The organism is Streptomyces sp. NPDC025833 (genome assembly GCF_055558055.1).
The window spans coordinates 303,432-325,124 of sequence record NZ_JBVHNF010000011.1; the positions used below are offsets into that span (position 1 = coordinate 303,432).

The 21,693-nt window shown below is 68.8% G+C and carries 15 protein-coding genes, 12 pseudogenes and 2 riboswitches; of the genes and pseudogenes, 16 read left to right on the forward strand and 11 right to left on the reverse strand.

Annotation, left to right across the window (positions count from 1 at the left end):
- Nucleotides 1-17: 17 nt before the first annotated feature.
- Nucleotides 18-161, reverse strand: a pseudogene (locus ACZ4K2_RS21630) (alpha/beta hydrolase); the annotation flags it as partial.
- A 416-nt stretch (nt 162-577) separates the two neighbouring features.
- Nucleotides 578-663, reverse strand: a riboswitch (glycine riboswitch).
- A gap of 5 nt (nt 664-668) precedes the next feature.
- Nucleotides 669-762, reverse strand: a riboswitch (glycine riboswitch).
- Nucleotides 763-1,206: 444 nt separating this feature from the next.
- Between ACZ4K2_RS21630 and ACZ4K2_RS21635 the strand changes: the two are divergent.
- From ACZ4K2_RS21635 to ACZ4K2_RS21645, 3 genes and pseudogenes are all read left to right on the forward strand, one after another.
- Nucleotides 1,207-1,471: pseudogene (locus ACZ4K2_RS21635) on the forward strand (transposase family protein); the annotation flags it as partial.
- Nucleotides 1,472-1,904: 433 nt separating this feature from the next.
- Nucleotides 1,905-3,605 carry a M4 family metallopeptidase gene (locus ACZ4K2_RS21640; protein ID WP_467475592.1) on the forward strand — a complete coding sequence of 567 codons (1,701 nt, stop codon included), beginning with the start codon at nt 1,905-1,907 and terminating at the stop codon, nt 3,603-3,605.
- Between the two features lie 164 nt (nt 3,606-3,769).
- A pseudogene (locus ACZ4K2_RS21645) lies at nt 3,770-3,970 on the forward strand (helix-turn-helix domain-containing protein); the annotation flags it as partial.
- A gap of 337 nt (nt 3,971-4,307) precedes the next feature.
- Here ACZ4K2_RS21645 and ACZ4K2_RS21650 read toward each other — a convergent pair.
- Nucleotides 4,308-5,249 (reverse strand): MBL fold metallo-hydrolase, encoded by a 942-nt coding sequence (locus ACZ4K2_RS21650; RefSeq protein WP_467475593.1) that lies wholly within the window; start codon nt 5,247-5,249, stop codon nt 4,308-4,310.
- 93 nt (nt 5,250-5,342) lie between these two features.
- Here ACZ4K2_RS21650 and ACZ4K2_RS21655 point away from each other — a divergent pair.
- A pseudogene (locus tag ACZ4K2_RS21655) lies at nt 5,343-5,556 on the forward strand (cupin domain-containing protein); the annotation flags it as partial.
- A gap of 88 nt (nt 5,557-5,644) precedes the next feature.
- On the opposite strand, the pseudogene ACZ4K2_RS21660 reads toward ACZ4K2_RS21655, so the two are convergent.
- Together ACZ4K2_RS21660 and ACZ4K2_RS21665 are read right to left on the reverse strand one after the other, a co-directional pair.
- A pseudogene (locus ACZ4K2_RS21660) lies at nt 5,645-6,115 on the reverse strand (FAD-dependent oxidoreductase); the annotation flags it as partial.
- Between the two features lie 285 nt (nt 6,116-6,400).
- Nucleotides 6,401-6,565 (reverse strand): annotated as a pseudogene (locus ACZ4K2_RS21665) (telomere-protecting terminal protein Tpg); the annotation flags it as partial.
- Nucleotides 6,566-6,886: 321 nt separating this feature from the next.
- Between ACZ4K2_RS21665 and ACZ4K2_RS21670 the strand changes: the two are divergent.
- Nucleotides 6,887-7,325: pseudogene (locus tag ACZ4K2_RS21670) on the forward strand (hypothetical protein); the annotation flags it as partial.
- Nucleotides 7,326-7,408: 83 nt separating this feature from the next.
- On the opposite strand, the gene ACZ4K2_RS21675 reads toward ACZ4K2_RS21670, so the two are convergent.
- Nucleotides 7,409-7,651: an XRE family transcriptional regulator gene (locus ACZ4K2_RS21675; protein WP_467475641.1), complete on the reverse strand. Its 243-nt coding sequence runs from the start codon at nt 7,649-7,651 to the stop codon at nt 7,409-7,411.
- A gap of 305 nt (nt 7,652-7,956) precedes the next feature.
- On the opposite strand from ACZ4K2_RS21675, the pseudogene ACZ4K2_RS21680 reads away from it, so the two are divergent.
- From ACZ4K2_RS21680 to mscL, 5 genes and pseudogenes are all read left to right on the forward strand, one after another.
- Nucleotides 7,957-8,100: pseudogene (locus tag ACZ4K2_RS21680) on the forward strand (phage holin family protein); the annotation flags it as partial.
- The gene (locus ACZ4K2_RS21685; protein ID WP_467475594.1) at nt 8,097-8,576 is read left to right on the forward strand and encodes a DUF3618 domain-containing protein; all 480 of its coding nucleotides are present in this window, start codon (nt 8,097-8,099) and stop codon (nt 8,574-8,576) included. The pseudogene ACZ4K2_RS21680 and the gene ACZ4K2_RS21685, both read left to right, overlap by 4 nt.
- Nucleotides 8,577-8,581: 5 nt before the next feature.
- Nucleotides 8,582-8,857 (forward strand): annotated as a pseudogene (locus ACZ4K2_RS21690) (DUF4235 domain-containing protein).
- A gap of 89 nt (nt 8,858-8,946) precedes the next feature.
- A complete protein-coding gene (locus ACZ4K2_RS21695; RefSeq protein WP_467475595.1) occupies nt 8,947-9,225 on the forward strand; it encodes a hypothetical protein in 279 nt (92 codons plus the stop codon).
- A 516-nt stretch (nt 9,226-9,741) separates the two neighbouring features.
- Complete coding sequence (gene mscL / locus ACZ4K2_RS21700; RefSeq protein WP_467475596.1) at nt 9,742-10,185, forward strand: large conductance mechanosensitive channel protein MscL; 444 nt, start codon at nt 9,742-9,744, stop codon at nt 10,183-10,185.
- A gap of 2,056 nt (nt 10,186-12,241) precedes the next feature.
- Here the strand turns inward: mscL and ACZ4K2_RS21705 are convergent.
- On the reverse strand, nt 12,242-12,832 hold the full coding sequence (locus tag ACZ4K2_RS21705; RefSeq protein ID WP_467475597.1) for a replication-relaxation family protein: 591 nt from the start codon (nt 12,830-12,832) through the stop codon (nt 12,242-12,244).
- 534 nt (nt 12,833-13,366) lie between these two features.
- Here ACZ4K2_RS21705 and ACZ4K2_RS21710 point away from each other — a divergent pair.
- From ACZ4K2_RS21710 to ACZ4K2_RS21725, 4 genes and pseudogenes are all read left to right on the forward strand, one after another.
- The gene (locus tag ACZ4K2_RS21710; RefSeq protein WP_467475598.1) at nt 13,367-13,528 is read left to right on the forward strand and encodes a hypothetical protein; all 162 of its coding nucleotides are present in this window, start codon (nt 13,367-13,369) and stop codon (nt 13,526-13,528) included.
- Nucleotides 13,529-13,540: 12 nt separating this feature from the next.
- The gene (locus tag ACZ4K2_RS21715; RefSeq protein WP_467475599.1) at nt 13,541-14,731 is read left to right on the forward strand and encodes a hypothetical protein; all 1,191 of its coding nucleotides are present in this window, start codon (nt 13,541-13,543) and stop codon (nt 14,729-14,731) included.
- 151 nt (nt 14,732-14,882) lie between these two features.
- Nucleotides 14,883-15,247, forward strand: a pseudogene (locus ACZ4K2_RS21720) (transposase); the annotation flags it as partial.
- An 83-nt stretch (nt 15,248-15,330) separates the two neighbouring features.
- Nucleotides 15,331-15,690 (forward strand): DUF3320 domain-containing protein, encoded by a 360-nt coding sequence (locus ACZ4K2_RS21725; protein WP_467475600.1) that lies wholly within the window; start codon nt 15,331-15,333, stop codon nt 15,688-15,690.
- Between the two features lie 66 nt (nt 15,691-15,756).
- Here ACZ4K2_RS21725 and ACZ4K2_RS21730 read toward each other — a convergent pair whose 3' ends face one another.
- Complete coding sequence (locus ACZ4K2_RS21730) at nt 15,757-16,107, reverse strand: DoxX family protein (protein WP_467769961.1); 351 nt, start codon at nt 16,105-16,107, stop codon at nt 15,757-15,759.
- Nucleotides 16,108-16,201: 94 nt separating this feature from the next.
- Between ACZ4K2_RS21730 and ACZ4K2_RS21735 the strand changes: the two genes are divergently transcribed.
- Nucleotides 16,202-16,612 carry a winged helix-turn-helix transcriptional regulator gene (locus tag ACZ4K2_RS21735; RefSeq protein WP_467475602.1) on the forward strand — a complete coding sequence of 137 codons (411 nt, stop codon included), beginning with the start codon at nt 16,202-16,204 and terminating at the stop codon, nt 16,610-16,612.
- A gap of 74 nt (nt 16,613-16,686) precedes the next feature.
- Here the strand turns inward: ACZ4K2_RS21735 and ACZ4K2_RS21740 are convergent.
- The 4 genes and pseudogenes from ACZ4K2_RS21740 to ACZ4K2_RS21755 all read right to left on the reverse strand — a co-directional run bounded on the left by ACZ4K2_RS21740 (nt 16,687) and on the right by ACZ4K2_RS21755 (nt 20,735).
- A pseudogene (locus ACZ4K2_RS21740) lies at nt 16,687-17,368 on the reverse strand (transposase).
- A gap of 33 nt (nt 17,369-17,401) precedes the next feature.
- Entirely contained in the window at nt 17,402-18,334 is a 933-nt protein-coding gene (locus tag ACZ4K2_RS21745) for an anti-sigma factor RsbA family regulatory protein (RefSeq protein WP_467475603.1), read from the reverse strand.
- Nucleotides 18,334-18,651 carry an STAS domain-containing protein gene (locus tag ACZ4K2_RS21750; protein WP_467475642.1) on the reverse strand — a complete coding sequence of 106 codons (318 nt, stop codon included), beginning with the start codon at nt 18,649-18,651 and terminating at the stop codon, nt 18,334-18,336. The genes ACZ4K2_RS21745 and ACZ4K2_RS21750 overlap by 1 nt, the downstream gene beginning before the upstream one ends.
- Nucleotides 18,652-19,478: 827 nt before the next feature.
- Nucleotides 19,479-20,735, reverse strand: coding sequence for an IS110 family RNA-guided transposase (locus ACZ4K2_RS21755; RefSeq protein ID WP_467475643.1), 1,257 nt, complete (start codon nt 20,733-20,735; stop codon nt 19,479-19,481).
- A 253-nt stretch (nt 20,736-20,988) separates the two neighbouring features.
- Here ACZ4K2_RS21755 and ACZ4K2_RS21760 point away from each other — a divergent pair.
- Nucleotides 20,989-21,595: pseudogene (locus tag ACZ4K2_RS21760) on the forward strand (transposase family protein); the annotation flags it as partial.
- Nucleotides 21,596-21,693 lie beyond the last annotated feature (98 nt).

Genomic DNA, 21,693 nt, shown 5'->3' on the forward strand with positions numbered 1-21,693 from the left:
CCGCCCGGCGCGTCCGGTCACGCTGCGCTCGTGTCGTAGCCGGCCAGGAAGGGGCGCACCAGGGCGAGCAGGGCCTCCGGCCGGTGCAGCGGGATGATGTGGCCGCAGTCGTCGATGACGTGTCCGATGAGATTGTCGGTGACGGGCCCGAGTCGGCGTTCGCGGGAATGCGCTGCGCCGAACAGCTTTCCGGCCCGTTCGGCGGCGAGTCGTGCGTCGTCCTCGCTCTCCACGGCGGCCGACAACTCGGGATCCGTGTCAGCGGGAAAGGACAAGAACAACGGGAACATCTGGGACATGGGCGCTCCTTGCGAACGGGGCTGCACGCGACGTGAGAGCAGGCTGAGAGCGGCGTGATCAGCGCATCCACGCCGTTGCCGGTGTCCGGGCCGTTGCGCCGGGACTCACCGACGGCAGGTCGGCGGCGTGAGTGCCCGCAGCTGATGCCGCGGCGCCCCGGGGCCCGCGTCCGGTGGCGGGAGAGAGCGGACACGCCAGGGTGTGAGGAACGGGTGAGTCATCGAGGCTCCTGGAGGGTGGAGCACGCGCGGGCGCGTGCGGCCAGATGGCCCTCCCCCTCTGTCATGAGCCTGAGAGCTTCACCGCGTAGAAGGAAGCGGCTTGCACCGTGGGCGAGACGCGTGGGGCGTCTGCTTTCCAGAGTCCGCCTCCGCTATGCGGTAGGGGTGCCTGAGAGTTTCCGGGGAGGATTTGCTCCTTCGACGCCGTCCCCGAAGGGACGGGCTCTCCCGCGCAGGATCGATGGCGGCGTGTTCGGTTGTGGTGCTCCTCGGGCACGAGAACTTACGGGCGGAGCAACAGGCCGTCAAGTGCTGCCACCGGCCCGACAACGGGCCGACACCTAATCCCACTTGATGCCGAGCATGTCGGCGAGAAATCCGGCTCCACGAGGTGGGTGGTGCTATGGCTTTTCAGGGTGAGCTCGCACAAATCACGCGACGCGGCGGCAGGCGCGCTGTGGGAAAAGCAGCGACAGCCGAAAACCTCGGTAAGACGACGGCATAAAGAGAACAGGCATAGAGAAGAATCTCTCCGCTCCTTCCCGCGGTCTGAGTGCCGCCAGGCCGTTCGACGTTGATCGGAGCAGGCGGGACGAAACGGAACGCAAGGTGATCACCAGCATGTGCACGGGCATGCGTGCCCAGGCGTGCGGAAGAGCCTTCGGCGAGGAAGGCTCGCCGCCGAGCATGCCCCGATGTCCGGGCCGTCCGTGAACACCGCGTCACTGCCGCTCTTGCGCAAGGCCGGCGTCACCTGCTGAGCCGACAAGGGCCACGGACGCGCCGGGAGTACGGTCCGCATCCCGTAGTGGGGTCGGCAGGGGACGCTTTCCGCAGGGCGAAAGGCCGTCAACCGGCCCCACGCGCAGATCCGAGCCCTGGTCGAGCAGGCCGTCGCCACCCTCAAGTCCTGGCGACTCCTCCACAAGATCCGTTGCTCGGCCAACCGCGAAAAACGCGCAAGCACACCAAGCCTCTGGTGGAGACGGATTTCTTGGTCGAAAACCCATCTACCAGGGGCTTTACCTGCCTGTCACCCAACTGAGCTGAGCAGCGGCCAAGTTGAAGGGCTGACTGGCCGCAAGGGAAGCATCATAAACTGCCACCTTTGCGCAAGCGTTGCCATACCATTGCGGCAATCTTTCATGCGCAGACTGGCCGATTATTGGACCCTTTTAGGGATGTTCGCCGCCTTTACTTCTGTGAAATTTTCCTTTTGTTCCAATCGCCGCAAAGGCAAGCTATTTCTATCGGCCGAATGCCTGTCGGGTACCTGACAGGCCACCTTTCGGGCTGTCACTGTTCTGGTCACTCACCCACATGACGGAACCCCGTCAAGGGCCGAACCGGGCTACTCATCAGTGGCCCGCAAAGGAGTCGTCTGTGAGCAGCAAGTCCGTCCTTGGTGGCATAGCCTTCACCGCCGCCCTCGTCGTCGCCGCGCAGACCAGCGTCGCCCTCGCGGCCGACGGAACCCCCGTCACCCACAAACCGCTCTCCGTCGTCCGGCTGACGCCGGCTCAGGAGGTTGCGCTCGGCAAGAGCCAGGCCGCCCCCGTGGCCGAGAAGCTAGGCCTCGGATCCAATGAGCGGCTGCAGGTCGTCGCTGTGACTGCCGACTCCGACGGCGTCCACCACCTGCGCTACCACCGCACGTACAAGGGCCTGCCCGTCATCGGTGGCGACCTGGTCGCCCACGAGAGCGCCGGCGGCGTGATCCGCTCCGTCCAGCACGGCATCGGCGCGATCGACCTCGCCGGCATCAAGCCGAAGGTGTCCGCGGACAAGGCGCGCGCACAGGCCCTCGCCGCCGCTCGCACGTGGACCGCCCAAGGACGCTACGCCGCCAAGGGTCTTGCCAAGGACGCCACCGCGGCCAAGCCCGAGCTGGTCGTCTACGCCGCGTCCGGCTCCCCGCGCCTGGGCTGGCGGACCGCCGTCGACGGCACCCAGACCGACGGCACCCCCAGCCACCGCCTGGTCGTCACCGACGCCCACACCGGTACGGTCCTGTTCCAGACGGAGACCATCGCCTCCTTCGCCCCGACCGGGTACACCACGACGGACGGGAAGACCGCAAAGGCCAAGCCCACCGCTGCGGCCACCGGCACCGGTACCGGCTACTACGTCGGCTCGGTCCCGCTCACCACTTCAGTCTCCGGCACCACCTACACCCTGAAGGACCCGAGCCGGGGCGGTATCTACACCAACGACCTGGGCAACAAGACCAGCGGCAGCGGCACCACCTACACCGACACCGACAACGCCTGGGGCGACGGCGCCCTGTCCAACCGCCAGACGGTGGGGGTCGACGCGCAGTTCGGCGGAGCGACGACCTGGGACTTCTACAAGGACACCTTCAACCGCAACGGCATCAAGAACGACGGCAAGGGCCAGCTGAGCAAGGTCCACTACGGCAACGGCTACAACAACGCCTACTGGAGCGACTCGACCTTCAGCATCACCTACGGCGACGGCACCAGCAACGCCAAGCCGTTCACCGCGCTCGACGTGGCCGGCCACGAGTTCAGCCACGGCGTCACCAGCGCCACCGCCGGCCTGAACTACTCCGGCGAGTCCGGCGGCCTGAACGAGGCCACTTCCGACATCCTCGGCACGGCCGTCGAGTGGAAGGGCAACCTGTCCACCGACAAGCCCGACTACCTGATCGGCGAAGAGCTGAACCTTCGCGGCAACGGCAGCCCACTGCGCTACCAGGACAAGCCCTCCAAGGACGGCAGCTCGGCTGACTACTGGTCGTCCTCGGTGAAGAACCTCGACGTGCACTACTCGTCGGGCGTCGCCAACCACTTCTTCTACTTGCTGTCCGAGGGCAGCGGTGCGAAGACGATCAACGGAGTGTCCTACAACTCCCCGACATACGACGGCTCCACGGTCACCGGCATCGGCCGGGACAAGGCGATCGCGATCTGGTACCGCGCGCTGACCACGTACTTCACGTCCACCACCGACTACGCGGGCGCCCGCACCGGCACCCTCAACGCGGCCAAGGACCTGTACGGCAGCGGCTCCGCCGAGTACAACGCGGTCGCGGCGGCCTGGTCTGCGGTCAACGTCAAGTGACCCGGGTGTAAATCACGGAATGTGTGCTGAAGCCGGCGTGGGGAGCGGCCCGGCACACAGGCCCGATCCGGTCAGCCAGACCGGATCGGGCGTGGGCGGCTGCTCCGCGGAGGCCGGGAGCCTTCTGTGTGCCCACAGGCTGGCGAGGAGCATCAGCTGGCCCCGAGGGACACTCGATCATGGAGGTGTCCCGCCGGCTGCGGATCACTGCGGACACGGTCCGCACCTGGCGGCGTCGCTTCATCGAGCGGGGACTGGACGGCTTGTGCGACTGGCGGGCGTTCGCCCTGGCCCCGCACCGGACACAGACGTTCAAGCTGTCCACCGACCCGCTGTTCATCGACAAGGTCCGCGACGTCGTCGGTCGGCAGGTGGGGTCCGTGTTCGAGGCGTGGCCAGGCGGCCCAGGGGAGCGGGTTGTGTGGTCATCGCTCCCCCGGACCTGGTGCCCCGACCGTGGCGTGGCGGCGAGCAAGGTACGCGACTCTGCTCGCCGGACGCGGTGTGAGGGCCAGCCATGACGGGCGCAACGGTGACATGGCACAGCCGCCCCGCCTCTTCCAGGGTGGTTCCGTGCCGGATGCCGATGCACCCGGCTCAGCCGTGGACTCCCGGGCTGACGCAGGTGGCGACGGTCGCGCCGTCCGCCTGGGCGTCGAGGGTTTCGGAGGCGGTGGGGCGGTGGGCGGGTGAGGCCACGGCTCATTCGAAGGCGGACGCACTCTTCTTCCGGCCCATCGTCGCCCATGGGCCGAGTGCGAACCTGTCACTGTCCCGTCGTACTTCCAGGGCACTCGCGCCACCGAAGTGCGCGGGAACGAGCAACTCCCGTTCATCAGCCGCCCTCCCCAGAATCCGACGGCGACTGGTCACCGCTTGTTCCGGGGCCAGGCAGGCGTTGCTGTTGCAGCAGGGCTCAAGGATCTGCACCGGGCTGTGCAGCAGATCTCCGACGAAGACGGCCCGGTCGCTGCCGGAAGCGAGCCGCAGTACGGATGAGCCGGGAGTGTGACCGGGTGCGGACTCCAGGGTGAGGTGTTCGTCGATCCGGTGGAGGCCGTCCCACAGCACGGCCTGTCCGGCCTGGTGGATGGGCGCGATGCTGTCTTCGTATATGAGGCGGTCGACCTCCCGCGCGCCGTTCCCGTACGCGTTATCCGGACCGTAGTGGAAGTCGTCGGCGGCCGGAATGAGGTATTGGGCGTTGGGGAACGCCGGTACCCACTGCCCGTCCTCGTCGACGGTGTTCCAGCCGACGTGATCGACGTGGAGATGGGTGTTGACGACGACGTCGACATCCTGCGGGCGGACGCCGGCCCTAGCCAAGAGGCCGAGGAGATCACTTCGGGAGTGGTGGAACGGCCCCATGCCCGGTCGCTCGCGCCCGTTCCCCGCTCCGGTGTCGATGAGAACGGTCCGGCCCGCGCTGCGCAGCACCCAGCTCTGCAGAGCAAGCACCACCAAGTCGCTGTCCGGCTCCCAGTGGTCCGGTACCAGCCAGTCCCGGTTGTCCTTCCACACATCGGCGGCAACTCCCGGGAACATGCCGGAGGCAGGCAGGAACGGTCCGTGCCACTCAACAACCCGGATGACCTCGACGTCCCCCAGCACCATGCTCTGCGCACTCTCATTCTCGTTCGTCACACGATCGACCTTAAGGAAGGTCGAACGATCGTCTCAATATGCATCCAGCTCAAGAAAATACGAATGCGGCTCATCTTTCATACGACAGTCTGGATGGATGTGGTGATCGATGCGCTCTCTCTGCCGTGCACCTCGGGCACCCGTGGTCCCACCGGCTGCGGATAAGCGGGAGCTGGTGCGCGCGACTGGACCCGTACGACGGCGCGGGCTTCTGCGTCCTCCTCAAGGGCCACCGCTGGCTACCGCCCGACGGCAGCGCCCCCCCCTACCTCTTGGCGTGGGTGACGCGGTGCCGCTGCCCCATGGCAAGGCCTGTGATCGCCGATTCCCCGGCCGCAGGGGCCCTGAGGACCGGACGGATCAGCCGGTGGGGATCAGGGAGTCGCGGTGGCGCCGCGGCGCACCTTGGACCAGGCCCCGTCTGCGCCGATGACCAGGTCGGCTTCGATGGTGGTGCCGTCAGTGAAGTGCAGGTGCCGGGGGCCGGACGGGGGGGCCGTCGACCGCGGCCAGCGTGTGGCCCCACCGGACGGTGCCCGGCGTGAGGGAGTCCAGGAGCAGGTCGCGCAGGTGGCCGCGATCGATCTCGGGCTTCAAGAGATCGCCTTCGTCCGGGGCGTGGCCGAACAGGACGGTGCCGTCCAGGGCTATCTGCCGCATTTGCTGGCCCTCGGGGCGGCATGCGGCGAGGAAGGCGTCGAAGAGGCCGACTTCGCGCAGGACGATCTGGCCGTTGTCCTCGTGCAGATCCAGGGTGCCGCCCTGGTCGCGGGTTCCGGGGCCGCTTTTCGGTACGCCGACGCCTCGATGGCAGTAATCCCCGCGCTGCCGGCACGACGGGGTGCGTCTGCCGTCGGTGGCCGCACCGGAAGCGGGCCGACAAGCCCGTGAGGGATCTCCGCGCTCGCTCGCCCCGCGCAGGGATGGGAGGCCCTCAGACAGGAGCGGCCGGTGGCGCACACTTTGACCGCGGTGAGGCCCCGCGGCGGCGAGCAGGCTGGTTCGTCCTGAGTCCGGTGCGCCGGGCGCGGTCGGGGCCGTCGGGGTTGAGGGGGCTATCCGAGCCAGTCGATGTCCAGGACGGATAGGTGGCGCACGGTCGGTTGATCCAGTAGATGGCGGACAGCTGGCCGGCCGATGCGATGCGCGCGTGTGCCGACCGGCGCGGTGTACCCGAACCGGGCCCGGGTCTCCACCGTGATCCCGGTGCTGGTGGCCGCCTGCTTCCGCCGGCGCTTGCGCACGAGCGGCTGCCACCGCTTCCGTACGGCGTCGTCGATCTTCGCGGCGACGTCGGCGCGGGGATGCTTGCGGGCGTATCAGTCTGACCAGCAGACCGATCACAAAGCGCAGGGTCGGCTCGGGCAGCAGTTCCACCGACAGGGCCAGCAGGTGCCGGTACCCCCGAGAAGAGCCAGCGACGCGCTTTCACCACGGCCATGCCATGCCGCGGCAGGGTGCTTCCTGACGCCACACCAGGTCAGCAGCGGTCGAGAACCCATCGGTGGCGGAGCCTGGGCGCACCATGTCCGGGCCCGCGGATTGGTGTCCCGGGACAATGGGGAACCGCCCCGCTGGGCTCGCATGGTGCGGCGGAAAACTTCGGCGGATACCTGGTCGCGTCTCCAACACCGCGAGTGGTCAGCTACGGAGTGCTGCGCAGCCTGCACGATGTCGGGCCGGCCTCCTGATTCGTCGGCTCCCTCATGGGCGCGGTCGGCTGAACGGTGCGGCTCGCGACGAGGGAGGCACCTGGGTGACCACTGCGAGGATCGCCGGCTCCGGCTGGGCGAAGTGGACTCCCGTACGGTCCTGACCGGCGCCGCCCTCGCAGCCACCGCGTACAGCCGCGTACTGGGCAGAAAGATCCAGCTTGCAGCTTCCTCCGACCCGCAGGATGCCGAACAGGCCGCCAAGCACCCCATCGACACCGACAGGGCGCAGTGGCACCTGGTCCGCATGCAGTGGGCCGTACCCCCGCTCACGGGCGGCCTGGTGATTCTCAACGCCCTGCACGGCGAACAGCAGCGCCCCACCGAGCAGTTCCACGTCATGAGGGAATGGGCCCGCAACGCAGGCGCCGCACATGCCCTCGTCCGGGTACCTCACGCACTGAACCGCCAGCCGGAGTGTGGGGTCAACTGGCTGATGTGTCCCGCTCAGCGGCCGACAGTGGTTACAGCACAGCGTTCCTGGCTTACCTGGAGTACCTCATCCAGCGGCAGGGCCAGTGCCGTAGCCAGTTCTGTGACCTCTTTGGACGTCGGGCGAACAGGGCCTTCGCTCCCGTCTTCGATGAACGCTCGGATCCGTGGGGTGCGGATTCCGGTGGCGTAGGCGAGCGCCTCGGCACTCAGGTGATGCCGGCGCATCGCATCCGCGAGCAGCTCAGCCAGATGCATGGTCAACCTCCGAGCCGTAGGGCCGCAGGCGCCCGCACATGCTGCCGTGCCTGCCGGCCGACTGAACGCATGCCTCCCCGTATGCCCGCTGCGCCGCGGCATGAACGAGCACCACCCCTCCTGGCGCAATGGACCGGACCGCCCATCCAGCACAGCAGGCCGCGGCGGATGGCGGACAGGTGGCGCCGCGGGCAACGATCCCCAGGCCGCCGGTTCGAAGGAGCAGGCCAGAGGGCCGTCTGCCATGACCGTCCAGTCGGCCGACGACCAGACGCCCCAACCCGGCCCGGTCCCTGAGGGCTGGCACGCCGCTGTTGGGTGTGATCGCCGCGGTGCTGGCCATGAGTGGAAAGAAGCAGGTCGACCAGGCCGCGCCACCCACGACAGAGCGGACGCTCGAGAACGTGCAGGCCAACGTGGCCGAGATCAAGGAGAGCGCACACCGATGACCCAGCCGCCCCAGGACGAGTCCACCGCCTCCAGCCTCCAGGCACTGCGCGAGCAGGTCGAGCAGACCCGCAGCGAGCTCGGAGAGACGGTCGAGGCGCTCGCGGCGAAGACCGACGTCAAGGCGCGCGCCCAGGACAAGGCCGCCGAGTTGAAGGAGCAGGCCGCCGCGAAGGCCGCCGAGTTGAAGGAACAAGCCGCTCTCAAGACCGGAGAACTGAAGGCGAAGGCCGCTGAACTGGCTCACCAGGCGCAGGAGCGGCTGCCCGAGCCTGTCAGGGACAAGGTCGCCCAGGTGGCCGGGCAGGCCCGGGCCAGGACTGCTCAGGCCGGTCAGCTGTGGCAGGAGAAGGTACCCGAGCCGGTGCGTCAGAGGACTGCCCAGGGAGCGCAGTCGGCGCGGGGCAACCGCACGGTGCTGCTCGCGGCGGGTGTGGCCGCCGTGGCGTGGCTGACCTGCCGCCGCCGGAAGGGATGAGCCGGGTGAAGGCATCGAGGATCGCTTACAAGCCGGTCGGTCTCACGCTCAGGGCGGTCAGCGGCATGGCCGCGGGAGCGCTGTTCAAGCAGACGCGGAAGATATTCGGCCACGACGAGGACGCCCCGGACGCCCCGGACGCCACCGACGAAGACCGCTCCTGACGCGAGGTGCTGCTCGCCGCCACGATCCAGGGCGCAATCTTCGCCGGAGTCAAGGCGGCCGTCGACCGCGCCGGCGCCACCGTCGGTCGCCGCTTTACCGGGACCTGGCCCGGCTGACGCGCACGAAGAGACGGGAGGGCTGGTACGACACGGATACCGGCCCTCCCGCATCCGGACCACCACCCGTACGAAGGACGCTCACAGCCATGTCCGATCAGCACGCGGCCGCCGCGCTGACCGCCGCAGCAGTCATCGCCGCCATCCTGGTCGCCCGGGCAGCAGTCCTCCACCAGAGCGGCCGAACACAACACGCCTGCGCTGTTCACCCGCCGCGTCACCGCAGCACACCCCACGCGGACACGTACAAGGCCCCATCGTCTCCGGCCGCGCTTCCCGACCACGGCTCCTCCGCCGTACGAGAGGCTGAGCAGCACGTCCACCGCTGCTGGCAGCAACTCCAATCACAGGTCGACCCGCCCGACTGACCCGAGCCCGACACGTCAACGGGGAGGTACCGGCAGAGTCCCGCATCGGGTGGCGCATAAAAGCACGGTGATCAGCAAGGTCGTGGCACCACACAAGCAATGACGCCGCGCACTGTGCGGCCGATGCCCGATGGTCGAGCCCATGCCGCGTCCCTACAAGCAGGCCCACCGGGCTCGACGAGCCCGGCGGGTCCGCCTATGGCCAGCACTTGCGCAGTCGATCGCATATTGCCGTCGGCCTTCCCGGCCGGTCAGCGAGGAGAAAGAGTGGGCTCTAAGGCAGGCACCGCACCGAGGGCGCGCCGGCCTGGGTTGCGCTGCCCGGCCAGGAGGGACCGTACGGCCCACGGGCCCGAGCTGGGTGACACGGACGACACCGATGCAGAGGATGGCCTCGGCGAGCCGGCGGTGGCCGTGGTGCCGCCACCCAGCAGGCATGGGTGAGACGTGGCAGGGCATCCGGGGTGAGGAACCGGGGTGCCGCCCGCCGATCTTGGGCCTTGAAGGGGTGAAAAAGTGAAGGGCTTCCGCAGTTTCATCCTGCGCGGCAATGTGGTCGACCTGGCAGTCGGCATCGTCATCGGAGCGGCGTTCACCGCCGTCGTCAACGGCTTCGTCAGCGCCTTTCTGACCCCGCTCGTGGGGCTGGCAACCGGTGCCACCGGCGACATGGCCCGCAAGACCTTCACCGTAGGGGCCATCAAGTTCCCCTACGGAGCCTTCATCAACGCAGCGATCAGCTTCCTGCTCATCGCCAGCGCCCTGTACTTCCTCGTCGTACTCCCGATCAACAAGCTGCACGAGCGCCTCGCTCCCCACCACGACGTCCAAGCCCCCAAGCGAGACTGCCCCGAGTGCCTCAGCCCCGTCCCGGCCCAGGCCCGACGCTGCGCCTCCTGCACCGCCCCCCTGCCCGCGGTACCCGCCCAGGCCGGGGAGACAACCCAGCGGGCCGGGTGACCGGACGCCTGATCGAACGGTGCCAGCCGCACAACCTCGGTGCTCACCGCTTGGCCGGGGCGCCCCTGCAGCCACGGCGCCGGCGTTCGGCAATCCCCGCCTTCTGGGCTGCGGGCCTCCCGGAGACGGGCCGGTCCCCCGGGCACTCCCCCGGGGCGGACGGCCGTTCTCTGCCCGCCGCCACAGCCACTGGCCTCGCCGCACTCCTCCGCGAACCCCCTAACCCCTGGCAGCAGCCCCTGACCCAGGGCAGCCACACCCCACCCGGGCCAGAGGCGGCCGCCGCCTCGGCCGCGCAGTCCCGGAGCCCCGCTCCACAGGCCGACGTCGAGGCGCGGGTGCGATGGTGGTGTGGTGTAGCCGGTGCTCGGTGATGACGTGTGCACGCGACGGATTTCGTCTGCGGTAGCGCCGCCAATGGCGTCTGCCGGCCGCTAGTCTGCGCGGGCGGGGTTGTGCCGGTCCGCCGCCGGTACGGCCCCGCAACCTGGAATTACTGATTCCGGATGCAGGCGGAATAGGCGCCGAAGGGCAGGCAGAGCGCACAACTCGATGCAATTGCGAATGGATCATTCTGGCGTCGTGTTCAGCGGCGCGGGACTCGCAGGTTCACTCGCTACGGCCGTTTCCGTGTGATCTTCAGCACGCTGGCGTCGGGAACTGGCACCGCGTATCAGACGTACTGTCACATCATCACGCAGCTAGGGGCCTTGAGGGGCCGCTGAGCTTCGGGGTCCGGCCGCCATGCGACCGCTCGGCATGGCACAGAGTGACAATTCGCTTTTGCTAGTGCAGTAGTTGGCGGGGAACGGGAGCGGTTCCGCTCCGGTAAAGTCGCCTCACCTCTTACCCCCAGGGCCTATCGCGTGGGTCTCCGCGCGGGGTCCACGTAGGCCGTGGGCCTCGCGGTGCTGCGAAATCCGCAGCTCCTGAGGAGCAGGGGTGGTGATGGGTCCCGATGACCGAGTTGGATGAGTCTGAGGGGCACTGCCGTTGTTGCAGCAAGCGGGAACGGCCCGAGCGGGCCGCCCGGTGGCTGGGGTTTGTGGTCCGCGCGGTCTACGAGATCGCGTTGAACTGGCCCTGGTAGCGGAAAGCCCCGGCCCGAGGGCCGGGGCCTGACCGACCGACAGGTCGGCCGCGTTGCACGCGGTGTGCGAGGAAGAGCCCTACCGGGATGCTTTGGCCGGCGTCAGGTGGGGCTCTTTCCTTGGCCCGGTCGTGCGGCTACCGACATGTACGCAACAAGCAACACGCTTTCGTGATGCTCGTCACACATGTCGGCGGCGATGTCCCCCACTATGCCTTGCCTTACCGCCGTGTGGGACGAGTACCCAGATGCCACTTGCCGCCCTTCATGCGGGCCGGCTAGGAAAAGGCGCTGGTAGTTCCCGATTTTCCCGCTGTGAGGCGTGAGCGACATCACATCGGTTTGGGTGAACACTCGCACATGCGGCCGGTCATCTTCGGGTGATTTGCCAGGGGTTCACCGTTGTGCAAAACCACTTCTGCTTCCTCCGACAATGAGCTGGCGAAGGGTACACGCCCCCTCCGACAATCGGGACCGCCGCACGCGGAGTCCACCCCTCACCAACACCCCAACCCACCCGTCCGGGCACTCGTCACGGCGGCCCGCCGCACCCTTCCGGCCCCCGCGGACGGGCACGACGCGCAAAACCACACGGACACGGCGGGCCAAGCGCGTCACAGTGCACGGCGCACCCGGTCCGCGGCCTCGACGGGGCAGTGGAGAAGAACTCTGGCCGTACCGCGAGGATCGGGCGATGACCGACCGCCGCCCGCTGGGCACCGGACCCGCCGCCAACTCCACCGCGGGCACGGCCCTACGCCTGATGGGCCGGCAGCACCGCCCAGGCACCGGCCGACCGGCCCGCTCTACAGACCGAGGTCGAGGTAGTCGATGTCGGTGAGCTCCACCTCCAGGCCGCCCGCGCGGCGGCCGCTGCTGCGGAAGTAGACCTCGCCGAGACCCCCGGCGGTGAGCGCGCGCAACTGCTGCTCGTCGGCACCCGCACGGTGGGGCGTCGAGGAGCCGTCAGGCGTGGGCGGGTGGGAGGTGGACGGTCAGAACGGCGCAGCCGGCCGTCCTCGGTGCGCGGTAGGCGTCGTAGCGCTCCAGCTTGGCGAGCAGGCGGGCGTAGGACATGGTGCGGTCGATCTCCACGAAGGCGCTGGAGCCGTCGGCCAGGAGCGCCACGGCGTCGGGCAGGAGGTTCCCGGCCGGGGTGGGGTGGCGAACTTCCACCCGCCAGTCGGCGTGGTCGGCCACCTCCGCCTGGTGGAAGGCGATGACGGTGTCGACCAGGGCGAGGCCGTACTCCCGCAGGGCCGTCTTGCTGACCGCGATGCGCTTGCCCGTGGTCCGGCCGGTCGTCGGCGCGAGCTCACCGGAGGCGGCGGCTTCGGCGAGACCCGCCGGGGTGCAGTACCAGTAGCTCTGCTGGGCGCGGTGGGTCCGGCTGACCAGGGCCGGGGATTCGGCGAGCAGGTTGCACAGCGCGCGGCGGACGTGGTCGGTGTCCTGCTGATGGGGCAGCAGCAGTGCTTTGAGCTGGTGGGGTGTGGCCAGGCGCAGTTGAGCGAGGGTGAGCAGGACCTCGCCGCGGAGGTCCGCGCCGGCCTTCATCGCCGCGGTCTTCCGGGCCCGGGATGCTTTTCCAGGTACATCAGTACTTGGAGAAGGGGAGTTGCAACCGGCCGGAGCAGGCGAATCGGGGATCTGATCGGCAACAACCGTCAGTCGGCGGCTGGAGGTTGCAGGGCTGGGAGCGGGGCTTGTCGCGGGGCTTGTCGTAGGGCCCGCCGTCGCAGCGGTGGCCGCCGGGGCCGGCGGAGTGTGCGGTTCGGGTGCGGTAGTCATCGTTCCCTCGGGTTTCTCCGGCCGTACGCGGCCGGGTCGGCGATCGTCCGGCCCGCGTGCGGCTGTGCGCACGGGCCGGGGCCACCGTGAGGAAGCACCCCTGACCGCGGTCTGATGACCACCGACAACCTGCGCCCGATTCCTCCTTGAGCGCCCCTTGCAATCGGAATTTGTCCGTGACCGGAGTCATACCCGCATCGCGTCCCGGAGCGCGGTCTCTGTCCACAGAGCCGGGCGCGCACCGGAGGGCGACCGGCCGGGCGCAGCGGGCACCCGGCCAGCGAACAGCAAGGAGCCGTCATGGAGACGACGTCGCCGAAGACCCGGCTCGCCCCGGAGCAGTTCCTGCGGGCCTGCGACTACGTGGAGTTGGTCTGGCAGGAGCAGGGCAGCGAGGAGAAGGCCGCGGGGGCGCTGCCTGGGACAGGAACTTGCAGGGTCCCGGCCGGCCGCAGGCCGTGAGAATCTGGAATCGTGAGAGCGAACCGGGGCCCTCTGGGCGATGAGCGGCGCGACCGCGGCGTCGAGCTGCCGCCTACCCGCGGTGTCCTGATCACCGGCAGCCTGGTGCGCGTGTCGGGCGCGGCCGCTGCGGGCTGCGGGGCGCTGTTCGGTCTGCTTCCCGTCCTCGCGCTCATCGGCAGATTCGGCTTTCCCGACGACCCACCGGCCTTCGTGCCGGTGTTCGGCGGCCCCCTCATCGCTGCGAGTCTTGGTATCGCCGTCTTCCTGATCGTTCTCGGCTATGGCCTGACATTCCAGCAACTGGCGCTCGCGGACATGTATGCGGCGGCCGAGGGCTCCCCCTCGCTGGGGAACGCGGTCGAGGTGCGTGGCCCCGTCAGCCGCACGCCGTTCTTCCCGGCGGTCGTAACCAGCGTCGTCATCGGTTCCCTTCTCCTTGCAACGGCCGGCGTCCTGCTCGCCGCGTCCGCCTGGCCGGCGATCGCGATGACTCTGCTCGTCCTGGGCGTGCTGTGTGTCCCACTCGTCCTCGCTCTGATCGCCGCCGACCGGAGGTGGCGTCGCACGGCGGGCGAGCGCCTTCCCGCACAGGCCCTGGGCGAACAGGGCCACGCGCGGCTCCTCCTCGGCGATGCGGACACGAAGCTGCGGCAGCAGGTCAAGGCCCGAGACCGCGCCGAGGCCATCGACCTCGACCGCGCGAGCATCCCTGTGCTCGCGAGCCTTGTCATCGCCGTGCTCGCCGTGATGAGCCCCTCGCTCTCGCCCACGGCTCCCATCTGGAAGCAGGTGCAGCTGGGCGGCGCCGGACTCGGCCTCCTGTGCCTGCTCCTCGTCCCCTGCATCTCGGTGCTCCGGGTCCGGCGACTGCGACGCACCCTCGTGCGGGTACGCCGCGGCGGAACGGATGTGACCGCCATCGACCGCGCGCACGCGATCACCGCGACAGCGACTCAGGCGTCCGAAGTACACGCGGCCACGACGGTCTGGGCGCTGCTGGGCGCAGGAGTACTCGGCACTCTCATCCCCCGGACCACTGATATCGCGCCTGTAGTGATCGTCGCGGGCATCTGGACGTTCGGCTTGACCGCGCTCCTCGCGCTGTCGATGCGCTCGGATGCGGCCGCCCCGAAGCTCCGGGAGGAATTCGGCTACCGGCTCCCGACCCAGACCTCCGGAAACGACAACACCTGGCACTGAGCAGGTCCGGTAGTTCCCCGCATCCGTAACAAGAGAGGCATCTGCTGGGACTGACGTCCCAGAACACCGCAACCCGACCAACGGCGAGCCGCAGCCCGGAGCACCGAAGTGGCCGGTTCAGGGGAAGGACGGCGCAAGAGAAGGATGACTCATCGCGACCGCCGAGGACGGCGCGGGCTAACTCGGCTTTCCTGCGCTCGCTCGTCGCCCGGGGCCTGTCCGGCGTCCAGCTCGTCGTCTCCGATGCCCACGCCGGCCTCGTCGACGCGATCGGCGCCACGCTGCCCGGCGCGTCCTGGCAGCGCTGCTGCACCCTCCCCCACGCCCTGAACGGGCGCGGGGCACCCCATCGCGAGGAATCTCCTGAGCCAAATTCCGAAGTCGGCCCAGCCCTGGGTGGCGGCGCTGCTGCGGACCGTGTTCGAACAGCCCGACACCGAGGCGGTGACGGCCCAGATGGCTCACGTTCTGGACGTTCTGGAAGCCAAGTTCCCGACGACAGCAGCACAATTGGACCGCTGGTCGACATCCGCTTCGACTCCGCCCGCCGCCGCGGGCTCGACGACATCGCACTTCAGGATCCCGATGCCGTCGGCGTGGTGGCCGACGTCGCGCTGCGCGTCGTCGAAGCAGAAGGCCCGATCGAGGAGGAGCTGATCTTCACTCGGGTCCACTCGGCGTGGAACAAGGCCAGCTCCGGACCAGTGATCAAGGACCGGATCCGCCCGGCACTGCGGAAGCTGGTCATCTCTGTTGGTCGGCGACTTGGTACGGACGGCTCCACGACGACGGCCCGCGGCCCACCTCGTTACCCAGTTCCTGTTCCAATGCTTCAGCGAACAAGGCGGACTGATGTACGTGCACCCACGGGTCGGCGGACGTGCCCTTCCGAGGCCGTGGTGCAGGACGCATCGTCACACGAGGCGCGCGGTTCGATTCGGCGCAGCGGTGCCGACTGACGACCGCGAGGCGTCACCGGTGCCGGGGAAACGGATGTGACCGCTGGTCCGTGTCGTCACAGCGAATCAGAGCGTGGCTGCGCGCAGCACGATCATGGCGACGGAGGCCACGGTGAGGACTGCCGCCGGCGGTGCGCCCTTGTGGTCGCCGACGCGCAGGTGGGAGACGACCGCCCCGGCGAAGTAGAGCGTAAGGCCGATTGCGGCGACGATTCCGATGGGCCCCCACCAGAGCCCGACGATCGCACCGGCCGCGCCCGCGATCTGGGCGCCGATCAGGAAGGCCATCATGCTCTGCGGTACTCCGAGGGTGGACATCTGCTCGGTGATGTGCCGCGTCCGCAGAGACTTGGCCCCGGCCGATACCAGGAGGACCGCCGACATGACCACGGTGACGACGACAAGGGAGACGAACACGGCTGAAACCTCAATCATGCGAGATGCGAGTAAGGGGCGTGCGCACCTCGACGACGCTAGTCGGCCGTTAGGTACCTACAGGTAACCTTCGCGTATGAGTCTGCGACCCGGAATCACCTTCCTCGCCGATTGCCCCGCTCTGCTGGCCATGGAAATCATTGCCAGCAAGTGGTCGATGGTCACGCTCTTCGCCCTGACCGACGGCCCGTTGCGTCACGGCGAGCTGGTCGAGCTGAGCGGTGGCATCTCGCGCAAGGTACTTACCCAGACACTGCGCCGGCTCCAGGCCAACGGACTCGTCGAGCGGCAGGCATACGCCGAGGCGCCGCCGCGCGTGGAGTACAGCCTGACCGATCTCGGGCGAACCCTGGAGGAGCCCATCAGGATGCTCACCGCATGGGCGCGGGAGAACGGCGAGGTGGTCGTCACCTTCCGGGAAGCAGCCGAGGCGGCCAGGACCGCTGAGGCGGACCAGGCGACCCTGGTGAAGACACCTGCTGGGTGATGAGAACCTGCACCGTTCTGATCAATAGGTCAGCGCAAGCCGAAGGGGAGGGCCACCGTCACTAGGGTCCGTCTTCAAACGGATCTTGCCCAGAGCAGAAGTGACGCGAGTGTGACCGCTGCTTCGGAGGAAGTGGCGGTCTTGTCGTACCGGGTGGCGATGCCGCGGAAGCCCTTGAGCTTGTTGAAGCAGCGTTCAACGAGGTTGCGGCGGCGGTAGATCTCCCGGTTGAAGCCTGGTGGCCGGCCACCGCGGCTCCCGCGAGGGTGTCGGTGCCGCTGCTGGTCGATCTTTTCGGGGATCGTGTGCGCGATGCCGCGTTGCCGCAGGTAGCTGCGGAAGCCGCGGGAGCTGTATGCCTTGTCCGCGATCACCTTTTCGGCCGGTGGCGGCGGCGTGCTGGTGAGCGCGGACGATGGTGGAGTCGATCTGGACCAGCCAGTCGATGTCACCGGTGGCGTCGGTCTGGGCCTGTATCTGCTGCAGGGCCCGGGCGAACACGCCGTCCAGGGCGTAGCGACGGAAGCGGGTGTAGACCATCTGCCACGGTCCGTGGCGTTCGGGCAGGTCACGCCAGGAGATCCCGGTGCGGATCTTGTAGACCATTCCGTTGATGACCTGCCGGTCTGCCACCCGGGGCCGGCCTGCCGTGGCCCGAGGTATCAGCGGAGCGAGCAACTCCCACTTCTGATGGGTGAGTTCATGGCCACGCATCACCCCAAGATGATCCACCTTGGTAGCGCGTACGGATGCCATTCCAGGGGCCGGCCAGGGTGGCCGCCCGCGCCGTCACAAGCTGAGGTAGAAGCGCACAGTCGTGCCGTCATCGCCGGTGTGCAGCCGCACAAGGTCGGCCACGTAGTGGACCAGCATCAGGCCCCGGCCACCCAGTTGGCCGGGCTCCGGAGGGCGGCGACCGGCCAGTGGATCGGTCAGTCGGCCCGCATCGCGGACCTCACACACCAGCTGCCCCTGCTCGGCCCAGACCGCGAGTGTCCCGCGGCCTCCGCCGTGGACCACGCTGTTGGTCGTCAGCTCCGCGACCGCCAGCTCCACATCCATCAGCCGCTCCCCCGCCAGGCCCAGCCGCGTCGCCTGAGCGAGAGCGAACTGGCGGATCGCCGGAAGGTCCTCAGCACCGTAAGAGGACGCTGCGGCGTCCGGTAGAGGCGCCAGCACCTGGTTGTACCGGTCGACAACCGCCTGCCAGTCGTACGTGTCGCTGACCGACTCACGGCCCTCCCCGCTGATGAGGGTCGGGTGGGTGACCCGCGCATCGGCGATCACCTGCGGATCCAGCCGCACCTCGTCGTAGGGGCACAGGATCGTCACCGCCCGACCCTCGAACGCGGCGTTGATCAGCGCCTCGTGCTGCGCGCACGCCGGGTACTCCACCGCGCTGCGCCCGGCCCAGATCGGCTCGCCGATGATCCGCACGCGCCCCTTCAGGTGGGCGTCGGCGAATCCGCGCAGCACCTTGGGGATGATTCGCCCCGGGTTGCGGCCGGCCTCGGCCATGTCCAGGAACAGGATGTCCTCGGCGTCCCCGCCCAGACCTACCTTGATCAGCTCCAGGTTGGGACCGGGCACTGCCACGGCCATCGGCTCGCGCCTGGTCAGACCCTCGCGCAGGAAGGACACCGTCTGCTGCGTGTACTCCTGCTCGGTGCGGTAGAACAGGGCAGGGTGCACGAACCCCTCGTGAGTGGTCACCGTGCTCATCACAGAGCCACCTCAATCCGGTCCACGCCCGGCCAGAACATCTCCAAAACCCGCGGCAGCTGCGGCGGGGGATCCTCGACCACAACCCTACCGTCGGACAGGTTCATGGCAGTGACCGCGAGCGCGGTCACCCCGGCCACGTCGATGAAAGCCACATCCGACAGCTCCACGTACGACACGCCCGCGTGCCGCCGGGCCAGCTCGGACAGGGCCTGCTCCCAAGACGGGCGAGTGAGGGCGCTGATCTCACCGCGAGCGCGTATCCCGGAACGACCGGGCAACGGGCTCACCTCCAACGCTGCCCTCCCGGGCTCCATCGGCGCGGGCCCGCCCACCGCATGTGGGGCATCCACTCTCGGGCTCCTTCACATCAAGCCGCCTGCCGACCGACCCGGCACAGCCAGAGGAAAAGATCCTCCCGGCGGGCAGTGTATCCAGGCGGCAGACACGCCTGGTTCTGTAAGGAAGTGGTAACCCGGCCCCGTGGGGTTGGGATGCGAACGACCGCAGCTGTCCTCCGGAAAGCCGTCACGGCCGCCGGGACAACATCATCCGCCCGAGTGCCGAACCACACACCGAGGCGCGCGGTCGGCGTTCTCCTGGCGCCAGGCTTCCCAGCTAGGCCCCGGGCAGACGCCCGAGGCTCCGCAATCGGGTGCCAGCTGCTCATCGGCGGCCAGGATGCTGCACGGTCGGCGACCAGGGCCTCGCTGGCCCCGGGTTCGCCGAGCCGGCCGCCCCTGGCTGCTCTACCGACCGTGCGCCGACGGAGTGGTCTACTCCAATTACGGCGGGCAGACCGAGCACGCCACTTTCCGGGGTCACCGCCCGGGGGAATTCGGCGGATCGCGCGAGAGAAGGATCACGGGCGCCTCGTCGGCCCGGACAGCCGTCCCCCTGTGAGCTGCCGTGATGGACTTGCCTGACCCGGCCGACCAGCGCGGGAAGCAGGGCCACCACTTCCCGCAGAACGCTGCCCTGATCGTCGACGTCCCTCGGTCCGCGCCGGGGCCACCGATACCGCAGCAGGTCATGCACACGATCACTTTGTCGGCGCAGCCACCAGTCCGGCAGGGGCGGGACCGTCCGTATGCCCGATATCGAGGCCAACTCCCGTTCCCCGGGGGGGCCCCTATGGGTTTCGTCAACCCGTGGGGGCGGGTTGGGGGTCGTAGAAGGTGCCGTCGCGGAGCATCGCGAAGAGGACGTCGGCTCGGCGTCTTGCGAGGCAGAGGAGGGCTTGGGTGTGGTGCTTTCCCTGGGCGATCTTCTTGTCGTAGTAGGCGCGGGAGGCGGGGTCGGCCAGGGCCGCGAACGCGGAAAGGAAGAAGGCCCGCTTGAGCTGCTTGTTTCCTCGCCGGGAGGGTTGTTCGCCCCGGATCGAGGATCCGGAGCTTCGGGTCGCCGGGGCGAGTCCTGCGTAGGCCGCGAGGTGGGCGGCGGAGGGAAAACTGCTGCCGTCGCCGACGTCGATGAGGATCCTGGCTCCGGTCCTGACCCCGATCCCGGGCATGGAGGTCAGGACCTTGGAAAGAGGGGGGGCCTCCAGCAGTTCCTCGATCCGGGCGGCAAGGAGTTTGCGCTGGTCGAGCACGGATTTCAGCTGGTTGGCGAGGCTGGGGACGATCAGCGCGGCAGCGTCGGTGCCAGGAACGACGACGGTCTGTTCGTCGAGCGCAGTGAAGACGTCGTCGACCAGACGCTCGGCCATCCGCGGGGCTTTGGCCCGTATCAGATTGACCAGCCTGCGGCGCCCGGCCTTCCTCAACTGGGCGGGCGAGCCGAACTGGTCGAGCATCAGCAGCACGGCCGGGTGCTGGATGCGCGGGCCCAGGACCCGCTCCAGCGAGGGATGGATCTGGGTGAGCAGGCCTCGCAGCCGGTTGCTGATGCGGGTCGCCTCACCGGCGAGGTCGTCGTCGAAGCCCACAATCATCTCCAGCTCGGCGACGGTCTCGTCTTCCAGCTCGAGGGCGCGGAGCGTGTGCGGCATCGCGCGGGCGGCGTCCGCGATGATGAACGCGTCGCGGGCGTCGGTCTTGGCCTCGCCGGGGTAGAGATCGGCGATCCGCCGCATGGTCAGACCTGGCAGATAGGCCACCTGGCAACCCGCGTTCCGGGCGACGGTCAGGGGCAGGGCGCCGATGGAGGCGGGCTGGTCGACGACCACGAGCACGGTGCCGTGCTTGGCCTGCAGCTTCTCGAAGAGTTCCCGCAGCTTGGGTTCGCTGTTGGGCAGCCGCTTGTCGAAGGCTTTCTTCCCGGCCGGGGTGACGGCGGTGGCGTGGTGTTCGCCCTTGCCGACGTCCAGGCCGAGGAAGGCGCCGATGTCACTGGTGTCGATCACGTGCGTCCTCCGGTCGAGCGTCCCGGCCTCACCTGCGGCACCAGCTGCCGGCATCCACATGACGAAGAGCCTCCCAAGTCCCTCGGGGGAACCGGTGGTCATGCCCCTAATCAGCGGTCTACCAGTGCCTCCGGAACCGGTGACACCACCCCCCAGATCATGGTCAACAGGGGGGACCAGTCATGCCGGGCCCGGAGGCCGGGAACCCCATTGCGGGGCCGATCAAGAAGGTAATGGGGGGACTCTCCCCTTACCGTTTGATCATGATGCGGTCGCAACGGAGGGATTTGTCCAGGCCGGCGTCATTCGGCACGACCCGCTCATGCAGATCGCCGCGGGCTTCGGCATATCCGTCGGCACCGCTCACGCCTATGCCACCGCCGTCATCGGCCACCTGTCCCACCGGGCGCCCGGACTGCTGCGGATCCTGCGGGGGCGACCCCGACCACGTCCTGCTCGACGGCACACTCGCCGAGTGCGACCGCGTCGGCGACAGCCGGGCTGACTTCTCCCAGAAGCACCGCCGGCACGGACCGGACGTGCAGGTCGTCGCCGACCCCTCGGGCAACCTGCTGTGGATCTCGCCCGCCCTGCCCGGCCGCACCCACGACCTCACCGCGGCCCGCACCCACCGCATCATCCGGATCTGCGAACGCCAGGGCGTTTCCGTCCTCGCCGACCGCGCCTACATCGGAGCCGGCCCCTGGGCGACCCCACCGGTCAGACGCCCGCCCCTCGGGCAGCTCACCCCGACCCAGCGGACAGTCAACAGAGCCCTGTCGGCAGCCCGGGCGCCAGTTGAACGAAGCGTTGCGAAGCTCAAGGCGTGGCGGATCTTCCGCCACGCCCGCTGCGGTCCGAACCGGCTCTCGTCAAGCGCCGCCACCGTCCTCACCACAGAGCGGCAACGCTGAAAAGCTCAGTCCTTGCTTTCCGGGGTGTTGAGGCAGAGCGCTACTTCGACGACGGCAGTGGCTGCGTCTGTGCTGAGGGTGCGTTCTGCGGCGCACGT